13 protein-coding genes and 1 riboswitch are annotated in these 16,095 nt (G+C 48.5%); of the genes, 2 read left to right on the plus strand and 11 right to left on the minus strand.

What is annotated here, in order from left to right:
- The first annotated feature begins 8 nt into the window (after positions 1-8).
- Complete coding sequence (locus tag JO375_RS22715; protein WP_229526584.1) at positions 9-242, plus strand: hypothetical protein; 234 nt, start codon at positions 9-11, stop codon at positions 240-242.
- Between the two features lie 193 nt (positions 243-435).
- On the opposite strand, the gene JO375_RS22720 is transcribed toward JO375_RS22715, so the two are convergent.
- The 7 genes from JO375_RS22720 to JO375_RS22750 all read right to left on the minus strand — a co-directional run bounded on the left by JO375_RS22720 (position 436) and on the right by JO375_RS22750 (position 7,343).
- On the minus strand, positions 436-1,704 hold the full coding sequence (locus JO375_RS22720) for a hypothetical protein (protein ID WP_229526585.1): 1,269 nt from the start codon (positions 1,702-1,704) through the stop codon (positions 436-438).
- Entirely contained in the window at positions 1,691-3,034 is a 1,344-nt protein-coding gene (locus JO375_RS22725) for a flippase (RefSeq protein ID WP_229526586.1), read from the minus strand. Before JO375_RS22725 ends, JO375_RS22720 begins: the two co-directional genes overlap by 14 nt.
- Before the next feature lie 125 nt (positions 3,035-3,159).
- On the minus strand, positions 3,160-4,149 hold the full coding sequence (gene gmd / locus JO375_RS22730; protein WP_229526587.1) for a GDP-mannose 4,6-dehydratase: 990 nt from the start codon (positions 4,147-4,149) through the stop codon (positions 3,160-3,162).
- 20 nt (positions 4,150-4,169) lie between these two features.
- Positions 4,170-5,108 carry a GDP-L-fucose synthase gene (gene fcl / locus JO375_RS22735; protein WP_229526588.1) on the minus strand — a complete coding sequence of 313 codons (939 nt, stop codon included), beginning with the start codon at positions 5,106-5,108 and terminating at the stop codon, positions 4,170-4,172.
- 32 nt (positions 5,109-5,140) lie between these two features.
- Positions 5,141-5,839, minus strand: coding sequence for a sugar transferase (locus JO375_RS22740; protein ID WP_229526589.1), 699 nt, complete (start codon positions 5,837-5,839; stop codon positions 5,141-5,143).
- 87 nt (positions 5,840-5,926) lie between these two features.
- A complete protein-coding gene (locus JO375_RS22745; RefSeq protein ID WP_229526590.1) occupies positions 5,927-6,613 on the minus strand; it encodes a CpsD/CapB family tyrosine-protein kinase in 687 nt (228 codons plus the stop codon).
- A complete protein-coding gene (locus JO375_RS22750; RefSeq protein WP_229526591.1) occupies positions 6,594-7,343 on the minus strand; it encodes a YveK family protein in 750 nt (249 codons plus the stop codon). The genes JO375_RS22745 and JO375_RS22750 overlap by 20 nt, the downstream gene beginning before the upstream one ends.
- A gap of 321 nt (positions 7,344-7,664) precedes the next feature.
- Here JO375_RS22750 and JO375_RS22755 point away from each other — a divergent pair, with 321 nt between their 5' ends.
- Positions 7,665-8,033: a helix-turn-helix domain-containing protein gene (locus JO375_RS22755; protein WP_229526592.1), complete on the plus strand. Its 369-nt coding sequence runs from the start codon at positions 7,665-7,667 to the stop codon at positions 8,031-8,033.
- A gap of 537 nt (positions 8,034-8,570) precedes the next feature.
- Here the strand turns inward: JO375_RS22755 and JO375_RS22760 are convergent.
- The 4 genes from JO375_RS22760 to JO375_RS22775 all read right to left on the minus strand — a co-directional run bounded on the left by JO375_RS22760 (position 8,571) and on the right by JO375_RS22775 (position 16,090).
- Positions 8,571-10,859: a hypothetical protein gene (locus JO375_RS22760; RefSeq protein ID WP_229526593.1), complete on the minus strand. Its 2,289-nt coding sequence runs from the start codon at positions 10,857-10,859 to the stop codon at positions 8,571-8,573.
- Between the two features lie 48 nt (positions 10,860-10,907).
- A complete protein-coding gene (locus tag JO375_RS22765; protein WP_229526594.1) occupies positions 10,908-12,506 on the minus strand; it encodes a glycosyl hydrolase in 1,599 nt (532 codons plus the stop codon).
- 14 nt (positions 12,507-12,520) lie between these two features.
- A riboswitch (cyclic di-GMP riboswitch) is annotated at positions 12,521-12,601 on the minus strand.
- Positions 12,602-12,757: 156 nt separating this feature from the next.
- Positions 12,758-14,134 carry a sugar phosphate nucleotidyltransferase gene (locus JO375_RS22770; RefSeq protein WP_229526595.1) on the minus strand — a complete coding sequence of 459 codons (1,377 nt, stop codon included), beginning with the start codon at positions 14,132-14,134 and terminating at the stop codon, positions 12,758-12,760.
- 627 nt (positions 14,135-14,761) lie between these two features.
- Complete coding sequence (locus JO375_RS22775) at positions 14,762-16,090, minus strand: UDP-glucose dehydrogenase family protein (protein WP_229526596.1); 1,329 nt, start codon at positions 16,088-16,090, stop codon at positions 14,762-14,764.
- Between the last annotated feature and the right edge of the window lie 5 nt (positions 16,091-16,095).

Consider the following 16,095-nt stretch of genomic DNA (forward strand, 5'->3'; position numbering starts at 1 on the left):
ACTTTGGCATGAAATGCCCCGCTGTGCGGGTGACGCGGGCGATGCACGCAGGCGTCGACTGTGCTGCCTTGTATGCTGGTGCAATAACCGGTAAGCAATTGTACAGCATAGAGTTACTACCGCCGGCATTGTATGCCCGGCGAGAAATTCGCGGCGATAGGGCGCAGCTATCGCCGGACGGCTCTTCCCTTCCCCCACCCTATGGGCTGGGGGAAATTCTTTTTGGCGGCGGCGGGACGTAGCGGAGGGTAGGATTTGAATCTGGAGAAGCGGCAGCGTTCGCCTCCAAAGCTTTCTGAAGGAAAGCTCGCCTCGTAAGCATATTCTCCAAGGGATTCCGCCTAGGGCTTATTAATCCAAGGAATCCCTCGTCAACAGCGATCGGAAGATCAAATCCGTCCGAAGCGACCTCCATCCAGGATTGTCGCTCCAGGATTACCCTTTTCCCGAAGCGGCCTCCCCCCTCCAATTGGAATGTTCCCCCTGCCGCTGCCTTTCCTCCATCATCTGCATTTGGAAGTGGTCTGCCCCTTTAAGCTGGGCGGCTGCCATATCCGCCACCAACGTCACGCTCGATTCCATCGGCACAAAGCGGTATTTGTAGGCCGTAAGCCGATGATCGGTCTCGTGAAATAAAATATCCTGTGCATAATTGCCCCAGCGGTCCTTGGGCATCAGATCAATCGTCATATCGGCATGTGCAGAAGGCAGCAGCATATTGGAGCCGTGAATGCCGATGATCAATCGGCTGGCTGCATACACCCTACATACCCGCAGCTCGCTTTCGCGGTCGAAACGCGCGACACGCTCGTCGGCAATCCATGCCGGGAAGCGCCCGGTACGTCCTAGTCCGGCAACTGTAAAGCGATAATCGGGAAAGGATTCCCGCAACCTGCGGAACAACCGGGTTATTTTGCTGCGCTGATGATAAATCAGCGGCTTCAGCCCGCGTTTGAGCTGCGGAAATTTCTGCACCAGCCTTGCCATATGATGACTGCCGCTCCACAAGCGGTCTTCCCTCCATACGAAGGTAATGCGTGGCTCCGGCTCCCGTTCCTCGTCATAACGCGGAGTGCCTGTAAACTGCTCAATATCAAACTGATTGGGATGTGAATACGCCGGGCTGACGTATACCTCTTCAAATCGCATCAGCTCCTCAATCATTCGATGATGCAGTACAGGATGAAAGTTTCGCGCCTTGCTAAACGGCACATCAACCGTCCAGACTTCCGCCACATAAGCGGGCACCAGCCACTCCAGCGGCTTTTGCACGATAACGATGATTCCCAGTTCCGGTGATTGTTCGTATTCGCGCTGCACATTGAGCAGCTTGAGCAAAGCATGACCGTACAAATAATCGATGGTGTTGACGATGATGACACGCTCGAAAGCCTTCATTTGATGTACGGTCATACCGACCGCTAAATCATAAGAAGGATTCATTAGCGATTGTCGCAAAGGCTCTCCGAGCCATTTTCTCGACTTCGCATCACCAGTCAGGATATAGCCCGGCATTTCCACCCGATAAGGTGAGTAGGTGGCATGACCGACCCGCATATCCTCGATATACTCACGTCCGCAACCCTCACAACAAGTGCTGACACATACATGGATTCCCTGCCACAGCACTTCTCTACCGTGCACCTTACCTCCACAATACGGGCACTGTTCCTCATGACGAACAAACGGTTTAATGGGTATCATGATTGCTCTCTCCAACTTTCGGTACTGGAATATAGACACGCCAGAAGGTCAGGATCGACTTCACCATCCAACCCAGATTGGCTTTGACTTCTTTAAACAGCAAATCCAATAGAAATACAGAAATCGTAAAAGACAGGATCGTCGCTACAAGCGACCCGCGCACACCGAGCAGCGGGATCAGTGCATAATTGAAAGCCACATTCGTGACCGCACCCACGAGCGAGGTCAGCAGTGTGTATTTGAACAGATTTTCATTGGTAATAAACAAGCCCTTGGCAACACTGAAATTGGTGAAAAACAGACGAATCGCAAACAGGGACAGCAATGAGCCTGCCTCGCTAAATTCGCTCCCGTAGAGCACAATCACAACCCATTGGGATAATAAAAATAACGGGATCGAGGTCGCGAGAAAGCAGATAAACATCAACCGGTACACATTAGACAAAGTCTGTCTGTATTCGTCGTTTCCTTTCTGTTTGGAACGAGTTACCACCGGAGCATAGGCCGTCGTAATAACGACCGGAATAAAGCCCAGCACTTCGATAAGCCGGAGCGCAACGGAGTATTGTCCGACCGCGGCGTTCCCGAGCAGCTCGCCGATAATGACCTGATCAATTCGTGCCTGCACATATACGGCAGAGGATGACAAAATAAGCGGCCAGCTATGATTCATAATCCGCCGGGCTATCGTTAGGCGGAACGTCCACTTGTTCACACGCTGCCCTTCCTTGCGGAAGAAATTCAGCAGCAGCAGACTCCCCAGCAGGAACTCGCCATGAGCACACAGTGCCACCATCCAAATCGGAACACCGGATAACAACAGGATGATTTTAGCGATGGAGCTGAGGACAAAGGCCGTATTTTTGGCAATGACCGTATATCGGGACAACATCTGTGCGCGAAACCAGTAGTCGATGATATCAAACAATTGAAAAACCGAGGCCGTAGCCAGAATCAGATGAATTAACCGCACAGAGCTGTCTTCCGGTCTGAGCAGCGAAATAAAGGAATAGGACAATACAACAGCTACCAACGTGCCTGACAGCTTCAGCAGAACTGCCGTACCCAACAGCTCATGCTCATCTTGGGGGTCTTTGACAAGATCCCGTACCAAGATCGAATCAAAGCCAAGGGTCGTAAAAATCAGGAACATGCCAAAAAAGGATTCCGCATAATTCCATTTTCCAAGCTCCTCCGGTCCCAGTACTCTCGCCATGATGATGCTGACCGCCAGCCCAAACACCATGCGGATCATTTTGTCACCAAACAGCCAGGATGTATTCACCAGCAAACTTCTGCGCGGTTTGGCGTGGTTTTTGACTAATGTCATAAGTTCTACTCCATCTTGAAAAATGACCTTGCGACACGGCTTTACAGCATGCCGATTTGTCGGTACAGGCTGAAATCATGTACAACGAAGAGACCTCCCGGTTAGGCGGGCGGCCCCTCCATGTCTTACACAACGACGGAAGCTTCGACTGCAGCCTGCCTTTTTACCCGCTCCAGGTCTGCATCCACCATCATATGAATGAGCTGCTCGAAGCCTACTTCCAGCCGCCAGTCCAGCTTTTCCTTGGCCTTGGCACAATCGCCGAGTAGTAAATCTACCTCTGCCGGCCGAACAAATTGGGGATCAATAACAACGTAATCCTCATAATTTAAGCCTACATAGGAAAAGGCAATTTGCAGCAATTCGCGTACAGAATGCATCTCTCCCGTGGAAATAACGTAATCATCCGGTCGGTCCTGCTGTAGCATCAGCCACATGGCCTTTACGTAATCCCCTGCAAACCCCCAGTCGCGCAGTGAATCCAAATTCCCCATGCGCAGCTCCTGCTGCAGCCCCAGCTTGATGCGTGCTACAGCATCCGTTACCTTGCGCGTCACAAATTCCAAGCCCCGGCGGGGCGATTCATGATTAAACAAAATGCCGGAGCAAGCAAACATATCAAAGCTTTCACGGTAGTTCACTGTAATCCAATGGGCATACACCTTGGCGACGCCATAAGGACTGCGCGGGTAAAACGGTGTTGCTTCCGTCTGCGGCGTCTCCACCACCTTACCGAACATCTCACTGCTCGACGCCTGGTAAAACCGCGCATCCGGTTTGGCAATCCGAACGGCCTCCAGCATATTGGTGACGGATAGCGCTGTAATCTGTCCTGTAGCCAGGGGCTGCGGCCATGAAGCCGCTACAAAGGACTGAGCAGCCAGATTGTAGACCTCATCCGGGCCGGATTGACGGACAGCCTCAATCAGTGAAGCCAGATCGGTCAGATCACCGGAAAGCCAATGGATATCATTTTGGATATGGGCTACATTCTCAAAATTCGGCGTACTGGTGCGTCTGCGTACCCCGTACACCTTGTAATCCTTGGACAGCAGCAACTCGGCCAGATAAGACCCATCCTGTCCGGTAATCCCTGTGATCAGCGCTTTTCTCATTTCAATTCCCCCCACCATTTTTATTGTTCTACCAGATCCAGTCCTTGAAAATCCTGATACACAGACTGTAATCCCTCATCCAGCGAAATACGTGCCGACCAGCCCAGACCAGCAATTCGAGACACATCTACCAATTTGCGCGGCGTTCCGTCGGGGGCGGATGTATTAAAAGTGATTTCCCCCTCATACCCGACCACTTCCTTCACACGTTCGGCCAGCTCGCGGATGGAAATATCTATGCCCACGCCAATATTCACAATCTCATTTCCTTCATAGTGGTTCATCAGGAACAGACAGGCTTCCGCCAAATCATCAGAATGAAGAAATTCCCGCCGCGGCGTACCGGAGCCCCAGACTTCGACAGTTGGAGCTTGATTCAGCTTGGCTTCATGAAATTTGCGGATGAGCGCTGGCAGCACATGAGAGGTCTGGAGATCAAAATTATCTCCCGGCCCATACAAGTTCGTCGGCATCACTGAAATAAAGCGGGTTCCATACTGACGATTGTAGGATTGGCACATTTTGATACCGGCGATTTTAGCAATAGCGTAGGGCTCATTGGTAGGTTCAAGCTCACCGGTCAGCAGATACTCCTCCTTGAGCGGCTGCGGCGCAAATTTGGGATAAATGCAAGTGGAGCCAAGGAACAACAACTTGCTTACATTCGCCCGGTACGCCGCATCAATCACATTCGTTTGAATGAGTAGATTGTCACGAATAAAATCCGCAGGATACTCGTTGTTCGCCAAAATCCCGCCAACCTTGGCCGCTGCCAGAAATACATAATCCACAGGCTCTGTTTCAAAAAAGCGGTCTACGGCTTCCTTGTTGCGCAGATCCAGCTCGCGACTGGTGCGGGTAATTATATGCTGGTAGCCTGCTCCCTCAAGCGCTCGAACAATAGCAGAGCCTACCAGTCCGTTGTGTCCGGCTACATATATATTGGAATGAAAATCCATAATTATCCCTGCCCTTCCTTTTTAAAATGACTTTAATACGCATCGTTGGAGCCTAGCAGTACACGAAATGTTTTAAATATGATCATGACATCCGTGCGTAAACTGCGTCTGGATATATATTCCAAATCCAGTTCTACCATCTCGTCAAAGCTCAGATGATTGCGGCCGCTGACCTGCCATAGTCCGGTACAGCCCGGCGTAACCGTCAGACGCAGCTTATCCCTCACTGTGTAATCATGGACCTCTCTGGGCAACGGTGGCCTGGGTCCAACCAGGCTCATCTGCCCCCGTAGCACATTGAACAGCTGCGGCAGCTCGTCAATGCTCGTTCGGCGGAGAAAGCGGCCGACACGGGTAATTCGGGGATCGTTCCGCATTTTGAACATCGCACCTTCGATTTCATTTTCCAGCAGCAATGCTGACAATTGATCCTCAGCATCCGTTACCATAGAACGGAATTTGATCATGCGAAACGGACACTCATTTTTACCGACCCGAATTTGATAAAATAATGCGCTTCCTTTCGAGTCCTCGAGCTTAATCAGCAAAATGACGAGCAAAAACACCGGGCTTAACACGATGATGCCGATGAAAGACAATATAATGTCCATGCTGCGCTTCACAAACGGATATAGGCCCAGTCCTTGTCGCCGCTCAAGCCCGTAAGCGACCGAATATGCATCCACTGACGCGTCCACAACTTCAGCCTCATTCGAGCGGGAAGAAGACATGTCTCATCACCTCGACCTCTTTTTTTGATAAGTTTTATTTATCTATTGTTAAAAGAATTTTATATAATTCCATTTCCTTCTTTTGATTCATGTCAGACTGCGTTCATCTATCCTGCGCCGGGCGCGGATATTAGATCGCTTCACATTGTTGAGCACCACGCCCAAAATGCGTGCCTTCACTCGTTCCAGATTGACCTTCGCTTTCTTAACGACATCCTTTTTGACCTTCCCTGCCTGCACTACCAAAATGACACCATCACACATGGCGCTTATAATAAGGCTATCCGGAAAAGACAGCAATGGCGGCGTATCCATCAGGATCACATCATAATGTTCTTTTAATTCAACCATCAGCGTCTTCATTTTGCGGGAACTGAGCATTTCTGACGGATTGGGCGGGTTCGGTCCGGCTGTTATCGCATGGAGTTGCTCGATCCCCGTTTCCTGAACTACATCCTGCCAGGTTTCTTGATTGGCAAGCACCCGGGTCAGCCCTGTATGATTACGCAGGCCAAACATATGATGCAAGGAGGAGCGGCGCAAATCCATATCCATTACCAGCACCTTTTTCCCCTCTTGCGCATAGGTTACCGCCAAGTTGCTAATCGTGACTGTTCTGCCTTCACCCGCCTGAGCAGACGCCACCATCATGACCTCAATGGGCTCATCGATAGAGGAAAACTGGATGTTTGTGCGAAGCATGCGATATTCCTCCGATACGGAAGACTGGGCATGCAGGGATGTGACAAGCTGGTTATTGATTAATCGCGGCATATTGTCCTTCACCTACCTGTTTAGGAGTTATAGTGGAGCGGTCAGAGCGTTTGTCTTCTTTTTTCATTTTTGTAATTAAAGACAGCGTCGGCAGGCCAAGCTCTTTTTCAATATCCTCTTCATTCTTGAACGTGTCATCCAGTACCTCCAGCAAAAACGCCAAGCCGATCCCCAGCAATAAAGAGGTGGCAAAAGCAATAAACATCTGTACAGCAGGTTGGCTGTTCACCGGGATGGCCGGGTCATTCAGACTGGCTTCACTTAGAATCGTGACATTGTCCATTTTCATGATAGAGGGAATTTGCCGCTTAAATATTTTGGCTACCGCATTGACGGTTTTCACAGCCTTCGTATACGATAAGTCACGAACCGTTATATCCATGACCTGTGAATCACCTGCGGTGTTCACTCTTAATTTTTGCGCCAGAGCTGATGGGGTAACCTTAAGATCGGGGAAGCTGGCGACCACCTGATCCATAATTGCCGAAGAGATCATAATTTGTTTGTAGGAGTTCGTTAAGGCTATATTCGTTTGTACGACACTGTAGTCCACAACACCTGCACGATCCGACCGGGGTGTCTGGTTGATAATCAGCTTGGCGGTCGCTTCATAAACCTGAGGGGTGAAGTATACATTTTTGATCCCTGCTACAGCACACACCAGCAATACAATACTCCCTATCAACCACATTTTTTTTCGAATCACACGAATATATTCTTTTAACTGCACAAGACCAGACCTCCCATGATTGACTTGATTTCGGTATGATAACGCTTGTACTGATCCTCTGCATAACGGGGAAAAGAACGATGCATGAGCCTCTAATCTATAGTAAAATGTTCTATAATAGCGCATAGAAAGTCTAGCCAGCGAATAAGCACAAAATACTTAATCATCGATGGCCTGTTAGGGTATATAAATGATGATATGTGTGAAAGCTATGAAATACAGATACGTTATGTAACTCACACTACTAATTTATGATACAAATTGTATCTTGTCAAGTGAAAATTTGTACCTTTCTTAACCTTGCATGCAGGAGGAAATCAAATGAATTATGGAAACCGCATCGCTGAATTACGGGAGCATAAGGGATTAAAACAAGAGGAACTAGCGCAATCCCTAGGAATTACGCGGGCGGCTCTTTCTCACTATGAAAAAAATAGACGCAAGCCAGACTTTGAGATCCTGAACAAGCTGGCAGATATTTTCGGGGTAACCATTGATTACTTGGTGGGACGCACGAGCCATCCTACAACCATTTTGGATTCAGATGTGAAGGAATTTGTGGATCAACTGGAACTGTCTGATGAGGATATTCTACAGCGTTTTAACCTGACGATTGATGGGCGCACATTATCCGAGGAAGAAGCCAAGCGCTTTATCGCGTTTGTCCGCATGGAACGAATGATGAAATAAGGAAGGCGGCCGGCGCTTCATGTCTAGTGCCGGCGGTCGAAAGGATTTACACGTGTTTGTCCTTCCGGTACTTGGTTATGTTTGTGTCACTCTCTAGCCATTCTGGCATCGTGATCCCACATTGAAACAAGATGTCTCGGATGTCTAGGTGGATGACAGGCTTGTCTGCTCTCCGTGTGTTGTTTCGCAAAAGATGACTGTCCACCCTTGATTCTGTCTCCTTGTTCATTCAGCATTAACCTCGCTTTTTTATTCTTGTTCACCGGAAAACATTCCTTATTAACCATGTATGTATCGTTATGAACAAAACTATTATATATGAATGCATACCTGCAATGTTGTCGTCTTATGGCGAGAACATCAGAGGATTTCCGTGTTTTTTTGTCCATTATACGTAATATATACCAAATCGGAACGATTTGCTCATAAAAAAAGAACCTGTCAGGTCCTATATTTCCTGATGGGTTCTTTTTGCCACTCTGGCAAGTCTCAGACAGGTAGTCACCTACCAAAGTCCTATACTACCCCGCGGTGTGACTAAGCGACCTCGGCAGCTTGAGATACCTCCGTGCCTCCGGTCGCTCGGACTTTGTAAACATAGTGGCCCCCGGCTTCCACCGTATGATCCGTATATGTGCTTCCTGCTACTTGCGAGGCGATCACCTGATACGCTCCGTTCGTCTCGTCAGCGCGCAGTACATCATACGAGGCTACACCTTCTGCCTGAAGCCAACTAATTTTGACCGCTCCCTCCTGAACAGAAGCGGCCTTTACCCCTGTAGGGGCTGAAGCTGAGGATTGATCGGTACTCTTTAATTCCAAAATATACTGTACCGATTCACCCGGACCCAGCTTTTCTTCAAAATCCAGGGCTGGCGAAGCCTTGAGTCCCGCGATGGAACGCTGTGCCTGGCTGTAGGTATCGCCTGCTCCAAAACGCTCACCGGTGTACAACCCGGCTTTGGGCATCGTTACCCGTACACGAATGGTCTGAGTTGTATCCTCAAAATTCACCAAATTTACCAGCAATTTGTTGGAAGTCGCACCGCTTCCTGCCAGCGGTTTAAGCTTGGATGTATCCACAGCACGCACATAAACCAGCCTATCCTTGGTATCCTCTGGATTTAGCACCGTATACGTCAGCGGTTTACCGTGGGTGGCATACGCCAGACTCAATCGTCTCATAATCTTTACACGGCTGTCCTGCCCTTGGCTGAACGGATAGATTTCTGTGCTGGCCGGATTGTGGCTTTGCAGATCAAAGCCGGTTTTAAACAGGGAATAATCCTTATAAAATGCAGCATGCTGGATAAACATATCCGCAAACCCGATTTGCGAACGCATAATCCGATCAAATGCAGCTGCTTGCGGCTGACTAGCCCCGTAATCAGGGTTGTCGCGATGCGTATCGTTCGTACCGAACTCCGTGTTCAGCATCTTCTTTGCCAGTCCGTTGCTCGAACCGCTAAAGGTTTTCAGATTTTGAACGAAGCTGCCTCCGCTCTCTTCGTTATAGGATTCGCCGTAGGCATGCCCGTTGGTCAGATCGGTAACATCCTCCAGCTGCTTCCGCTGCGCCGGGTCACGTTCCCATCCATCCGGGTCGCCGCATTTGAGCGTACCTCCGGTTTGATTTTTACACGCCTTCGTAGAATACGTAGGCCAATAGGCCCAACCCGGCGCTACGGTCTTAAGATGTGGTGCCAATTGCTTGCCTTCCGTGTTCAACCACTTGGCAACAGCCAGGTTAACCGCTTTCGAGCGGTTAAACAAGCCCGGTTCGTTATCAACCTCATAATATTGAAGGTATGGACCATATTTTTTTACATAATCACGCAATTTTTGTCTGGCCGTTTCCGGCAAAGAGCCATCTTTTTGCAACTTGATATCGCCCGTATATAAGTACAAGGCAGACGATTGCATGTTATACTGCTTGAGCGTTTGATAGTAATCACCCACATCTGTGCATGCCTTGTTCACATTACTGGCACAGGTGACCCTCATGACGTTACCGCTATAGGCAATTCCCAGCCATTTGAGAACGTATGGTAAATGCTTAACCGCACCCTGATCATAATAGAACTCTTTATTGTTCACATTTGTTCCGGTCAATATATATTTACCGTGTATCGGTTCGGTTGCAGGTGAAGCTAACGTCTCCAAGCTCAAGTCATCCCAAGTCCACCATACATTTTTATCTTCTGCAGAGGAGCAGTATAGGCAGCGCGCTGTCTTTAGCTTGAGTACGTTAACACCGCTTTGCAGTTGTTCTTTGGAAATATACAGCTCGTAGTTGTTTTTGAAATTATAGTCACTGCCCGTGCCGGACACCCCCGCGATCTGAATGATACCGGACAGCTGATGATTTGAAAATACAGCCATTTGTGGAGTTGCTTTGCTCGCATCCAAAATCCGCACACGGAATATCACCCCGTTGGGAGGAACCTGATCCAGCTTGTACTGGAGCGACAGCTCAGGATTTGTGGACGCATTCAAGCCAAGGGGAATATCTCCACTGTTAAGAAATACCGGGGTTGTTGTATTCTCTGCCACGGACATTGTCGCCAAGGCTCCTTTAACAGCCGAATTCGTAGAAGCTGTAGGAACATTGATATTATCTCTGCCAACCACCCCTTTGAATTCCGCTGCAGAATCATCCCGCTGGCCCAGCTTCCATATTGGACTGGCAGCCGTTACTTTATCCGTCTGCAATTCTGCACTCTTTGAAGGGGTGTACATCAACCAAGCGATCAGCGCTACAGCTACGACCCCCAACAGCCCGGATAATAGTACCGTATGCCTGTGGGTCAAACCTTTTTTCATCATATGATCCACCCTCTCTCCTCATAATTTATGGCCGGGAAAGAGAATCTGTTAAGGAAGAAACAAAGCGTTACCGGGAACAACCGCTTTCCCTTCATGCTGACTTTCCCACATCAGACGTGCCATCGCATCGCCTTTATCATCATAATATTCAACTTTCAGTTCCACCATTTTGCCTGCTTGCAAAGCAATGCTGCCCTTACGTTCTGTCCAGCTTTGTTTGAACCAGCTATCAATAATCAGCTTGCCGTCTACCCATACGCGAATCCCATCATCGGATATCGTTGTAAATGTATAGGTCTCACTATATTGCGGCTTTATTTTACCGATCCAGCGAACCGAGAACTGATCAGCGTTCAGGCTCGAATCAGCTGCGGCAGCACGCCAGTTATAGTCGAGCTTGCTATCCAGACGAATCAAAGCAGCACTACCGCCCAGATTCATATTGTTAAAATATTCACCCCGTAGCCCGTTCGCATAAACCGTATCCGGAACGGACGGGGGAGCCGGAGGCGGGATAATCACCACCGGCGGAACAGGAGCAGGGGCGCTTTGCCCGTTGTCCGGCAAGGGAGGTGAATCTGTCGCAGGCTGTTGTATGGCTGACAGCCCTAGTTTTACATCATCACGCGTCAAGCTCCTTGAATCATTCATATATTCCTGAATTTGATCCGTTGTGTTATTCTCGGTCAGCATTTTGCCCCAGGTCATGGAATACACCCAATTGGGCTGAGCCTGCAGCACCTCGGAGCTTGGCATCTCACCATGTTCTCCAATAGCAATCGGCTTATTCCGTGCCAATTCGAGAAGGTCGTCATAATGACTTTGTTTAAAGTCATTGTTATAAATGTCCACAGCCAGGATGTCCACCTTGTCATCCCCCGGATATTTAGGGGTATATGGGAAGGTGTACGAATTAGGCGCATTCGGGCTCCATACCCACAGCAAATTGTTCAATTGGTGTGTGTTTGCTAAACGATCATACATAATGCTCCACAGCTGATTGAAATTGTCTTTATTCCCCCACCAGAACCAGTCACCATTCATTTCGTGATATGGTCTCCATAAAACCGGAACACCCGCATCACGAAGCTGCTTTAACGATTCAGCGACCTTATCCAGATCGGCTACGAGGAGATTATACTGCGTAGTGCCTGGCGTTACGTATTTATTGAACTCCGTCTGACTTACTTTGGCCTGCACATTGGCCCATGTCAGCGGACTGCCCGGCAGTGCTTCATGAAAAGTCATTGTCACAATTCCGCCAGCTCTGCTCCAACGGATCGCACTATCGACGACATTTTTTCGTTGTTCCGCTTCCTCAGCAGCGGATTGGCCAGAGATGGCTCCCATCTCATAGCCGTGTATGCCGACATAGGCCTGGCTGATTTTTTGGACCTTGCTACTTAATTCATCCGGGCTTTCCAAATAATCATGCTGGCCGGTGACTGTTTTTTTTCCAGAGATGCTGAGCAAATAGTTGTATAGTCCACGGACCTGGGCAGAAGCATCCGAATTAACAGGTTGCAATGAAGCGGCATTCACCACAGACAGAGATTCACCAAAACCGACAGGCAACAAAGAAAAAAGCATAACAATCAGGATTACATAGCGCATCAGCCGATACAGAGGAATAAAATTGAATCTCACTTTGTGCTCTTCCTTTCGGTAGCCAGGCTGCCATCCTTCTGGAAGGCCCTTTAGCTTTGCGTACCTACCTTTCGACAGGGCTGCGTTTGTCGTTGGAAGGAGTTTGGATTCCTTCTTACCCCTAAGTATCGACTTTTTTTTGCCAAAATTTAATAGGTATTGTTCATGAATTTACAGATTTCCGTCTATTTTCGACAGTTTCAGTTATAAATTTTCATTATTCTGTCTTTTTTTCATTATCACGAAAAAAATTATGAAATAAATTGATGAAGTGAAATTTCATTCCAATTCATACAAAAACGTACAATATCCTCTTCGACCAGCTCAGATCCCGTCTGCACCTCAATCAAGTCCACGTCGGTCACAGCCAAAATGCTGTGCTTCGTCCCTTCAGGAATGCGCACGACATCACCAGCCTTCACCTTGTGCAGCTTTTCATTCAAAATAATTTCCGCTTCCCCACTAATAATGGTCCAAATTTCACTCCGTTTGAAATGAAGCTGGTAACTGATATTTTTACCTTTCCGCACGCGAATTCGTTTGGTCAGCACCTCGTTGCCCTCGTCATATTTTACATAGTCCACAACCCGATACTGTCCCCAACGACGCTCCTCGTACATCGGACGCTGATCATGAGCTTTGAGCACTTCCTTGATGCGTGGGCTTTCCGCCTTATTGGTCACAAGAATGCCATCCGGGCTGGCAGCTACAATGAGATCATTGGTCCCGATGATTGCTACAGGAATGTCCAGCTCGTTAATGAGACTTGTATTGACGCAATCCTCTGTTACGACTCCTCTGCCCACTTGCTGACGGGACATTTCCTCTGTGAGCGTATTCCACGTACCGAGGTCCTTCCAGAATCCATCATACGGAAGAACCACGATGTCCTTCTCCTTCTCAACTACTTCGTAGTCAAAGCTGATTTTTTCTAAAGATGAGTATTGCTTTTGCATTTCTTCATAGTTCAATGGCAAACCTTTGGCTGTCAAAATATCAAGCAAATAGCTTAATTTGAATGCAAAAACCCCGCAATTCCATAGAGCATTGCGTTCGATCAAGCGCTCCGCATGCTCACGGTCGGGTTTCTCTTGAAAATGGCTCACTTCGCGGTAGCCTGTGCTGCCTTGGATGACATCGTTTTTCGGAATAATATAACCATATTTCTCAGACGGATAGGAAGGAACAACCCCAATTAATGCAAGCTTGCCCTCACTCTCCTGAAGCGTGCGCTCCAACTGGGCGACTGTGGCAAAGAAGGCATCCTCTACATAAGGGTCTACAGGCAAAATAGCAATAATTTCATCAGGAGAAACACTAGCAATCGAATATAGATAAGTCGCTGTCAGTGCAATGGCGGGAAAAGTATCTCTACGTTCCGGCTCAACGATGATGCATGTATTCTGTCCGACCTGACTTTGGATCATTTCGACCTGCGCTCTCCCTGTCGCAATGAACGAGGACTCAGACAATTGGTTATCTCCCAATTGCCTCCATACCCGCTGCACCATAGATTCCGATGCACCCTCCGGGTTCTCCAGTACCTTTAAAAATTGCTTGGAACGGGAATCATTGGACAAAGGCCATAATCTTTTACCTGAACCACCAGACAAAAGTACGAGCTTCATAACTCTTCACTTCCTCTCTATAATGTATGGGTGATCGGATGGGGCAAGATTGAGTAGCCCGCTACGGACTAGATTTATCTTACGATCGCTGTTGCCGTGATTCTTCGGATTATATAAGACAATTAGTTGTAAGAATCCCACCAAGCTTATGCTTCCGATGCGAGCTTTCCTTTGGAAAGCTTTCAGGCGACCGTTTCGCTTCTCCAGATTCAAATTCATCCCTGCGCTACTCAAAAATGCATCATGCCGATCATACCGTTTATTGCAAAAGACACAACCGGACATTATTAAGTCCGGTTAGCCTGTAAAGACGCTCGGGAGTGGCGCGGTACAGCCACAAGGCGTTTTGACCGTAAGGAGCGGCTTCAACTGTGCCGCTCCTTACGATACGCCCTTTCTGTTCCCACCCCATAAGGTGGGAGGTTAAAAATCATGACTTCACGGCGGAAAGCAGCGGAGCGGGCAGAATTGTTCTGAAGAAGCGTCAGCGTTTGCCTTTATCCCCGGATTTTAACCTTTGCATGTTTTATACAATCAAGAAAATCCGGGGATAACAGCAATCGGAGGAACAATCTGCACGCGTAGCAGCCTCCAACACCGCCAAAGTCACTTTTTAATCTCACACGCTTATACTTCCACCTTATCCCGATTCCACCCGTTCATCCGCGGACGGCCGACAGAGTAGTATTCCAGCCCGGAGCGCTGAATTTGCTCCTCTGTAAACACGTTACGACCGTCAATCAGAACAGGATTACGCAAAACGGAAGACAGCTGTACAAGGTCGACCTTTTTGAACTCTTCCCAATCCGTCAGCAAGCATACGGCATCGCTGCCTTCGGCGGCTTGCTGCGGGGAGGAGCACCATACAATATTCGGGTGGTTCACGTGCTCCATGAATTTATCCATCGCAATCGGGTCATACAGCTTCAAAACTGCGCCTGCCTGGATAAGCGTTTCTACAATTTCAAGTGCTGGTGCTTCACGAATATCGTCTGTATTCGGTTTGAAGGCCAAGCCCCAAATCCCAATCGGCACACCATGCAGCTGACCCAGCGATTCACGCAGCTTCGATACGATCATAAAGCGCTGGTCAGTGTTCACCTCGACCACCGATTTTAACAATTTAAACTCATAGTCTACATTGCCCGCAATTTGGATGAGCGCATTCGTATCTTTCGGGAAGCAGGAGCCTCCGTATCCGATACCTGCTTGCAGGAAAGAGGAGCCAATCCGCTTGTCCATCCCCATCCCCTCAGCTACGCAGGTTACGTCCGCGCCAACCTTTTCGCAAATGTTCGCAATTTCATTAATGAATGAAATTTTGGTCGCCAGAAATGCATTGGATGCATATTTGATCATTTCAGCACTGCGGATATCCGTGACATAGATTTTATCCGTGAATACCTGATGCAGTGTAACCATCGTTTCACGCAGCCCGGCATTATCCAGCCCAATAATGACGCGATCCGGATGAAGTGTATCGTTGATGGCGGAGCCTTCTCTCAGAAATTCCGGAGCTGATACAATGTCGAAGGATAAATTCGTATGGGCAGCTACGACGTCTTTGATTTTTTGGTTCGTTCCGACAGGTACGGTACTCTTGGTCATAATAATCTTATACCCGTTCATGGCTTTTCCGACATCGGCAGCCGCCTGCTCAATGTAGGACAGATTCGCCTCACCGTTAGCCAGAGAAGGCGTACCTACCGCCAAAATCACGATATCCGACCGGCGCACCGCATCGGCCAAATCCGAGGTGAACTCCAAACGGCCAGCTTCCATATTTAATGAGATCAATTCCTCAATACCTGGTTCATAAATCGGAGATTCGGCCCGGTTCAGCATGTCGATTTTATACTGCTCCAAATCGACACAAATCACCTCATTCCCCTTGTGTGCAAAACATACGCCCGAGACGAGCCCAACATATCCAGTACCGATTACAGCCAGCTTCATTACGT

The organism is Paenibacillus farraposensis, assembly GCF_020736845.1.
Lineage (GTDB): Bacteria > Bacillota > Bacilli > Paenibacillales > Paenibacillaceae > Paenibacillus > Paenibacillus farraposensis.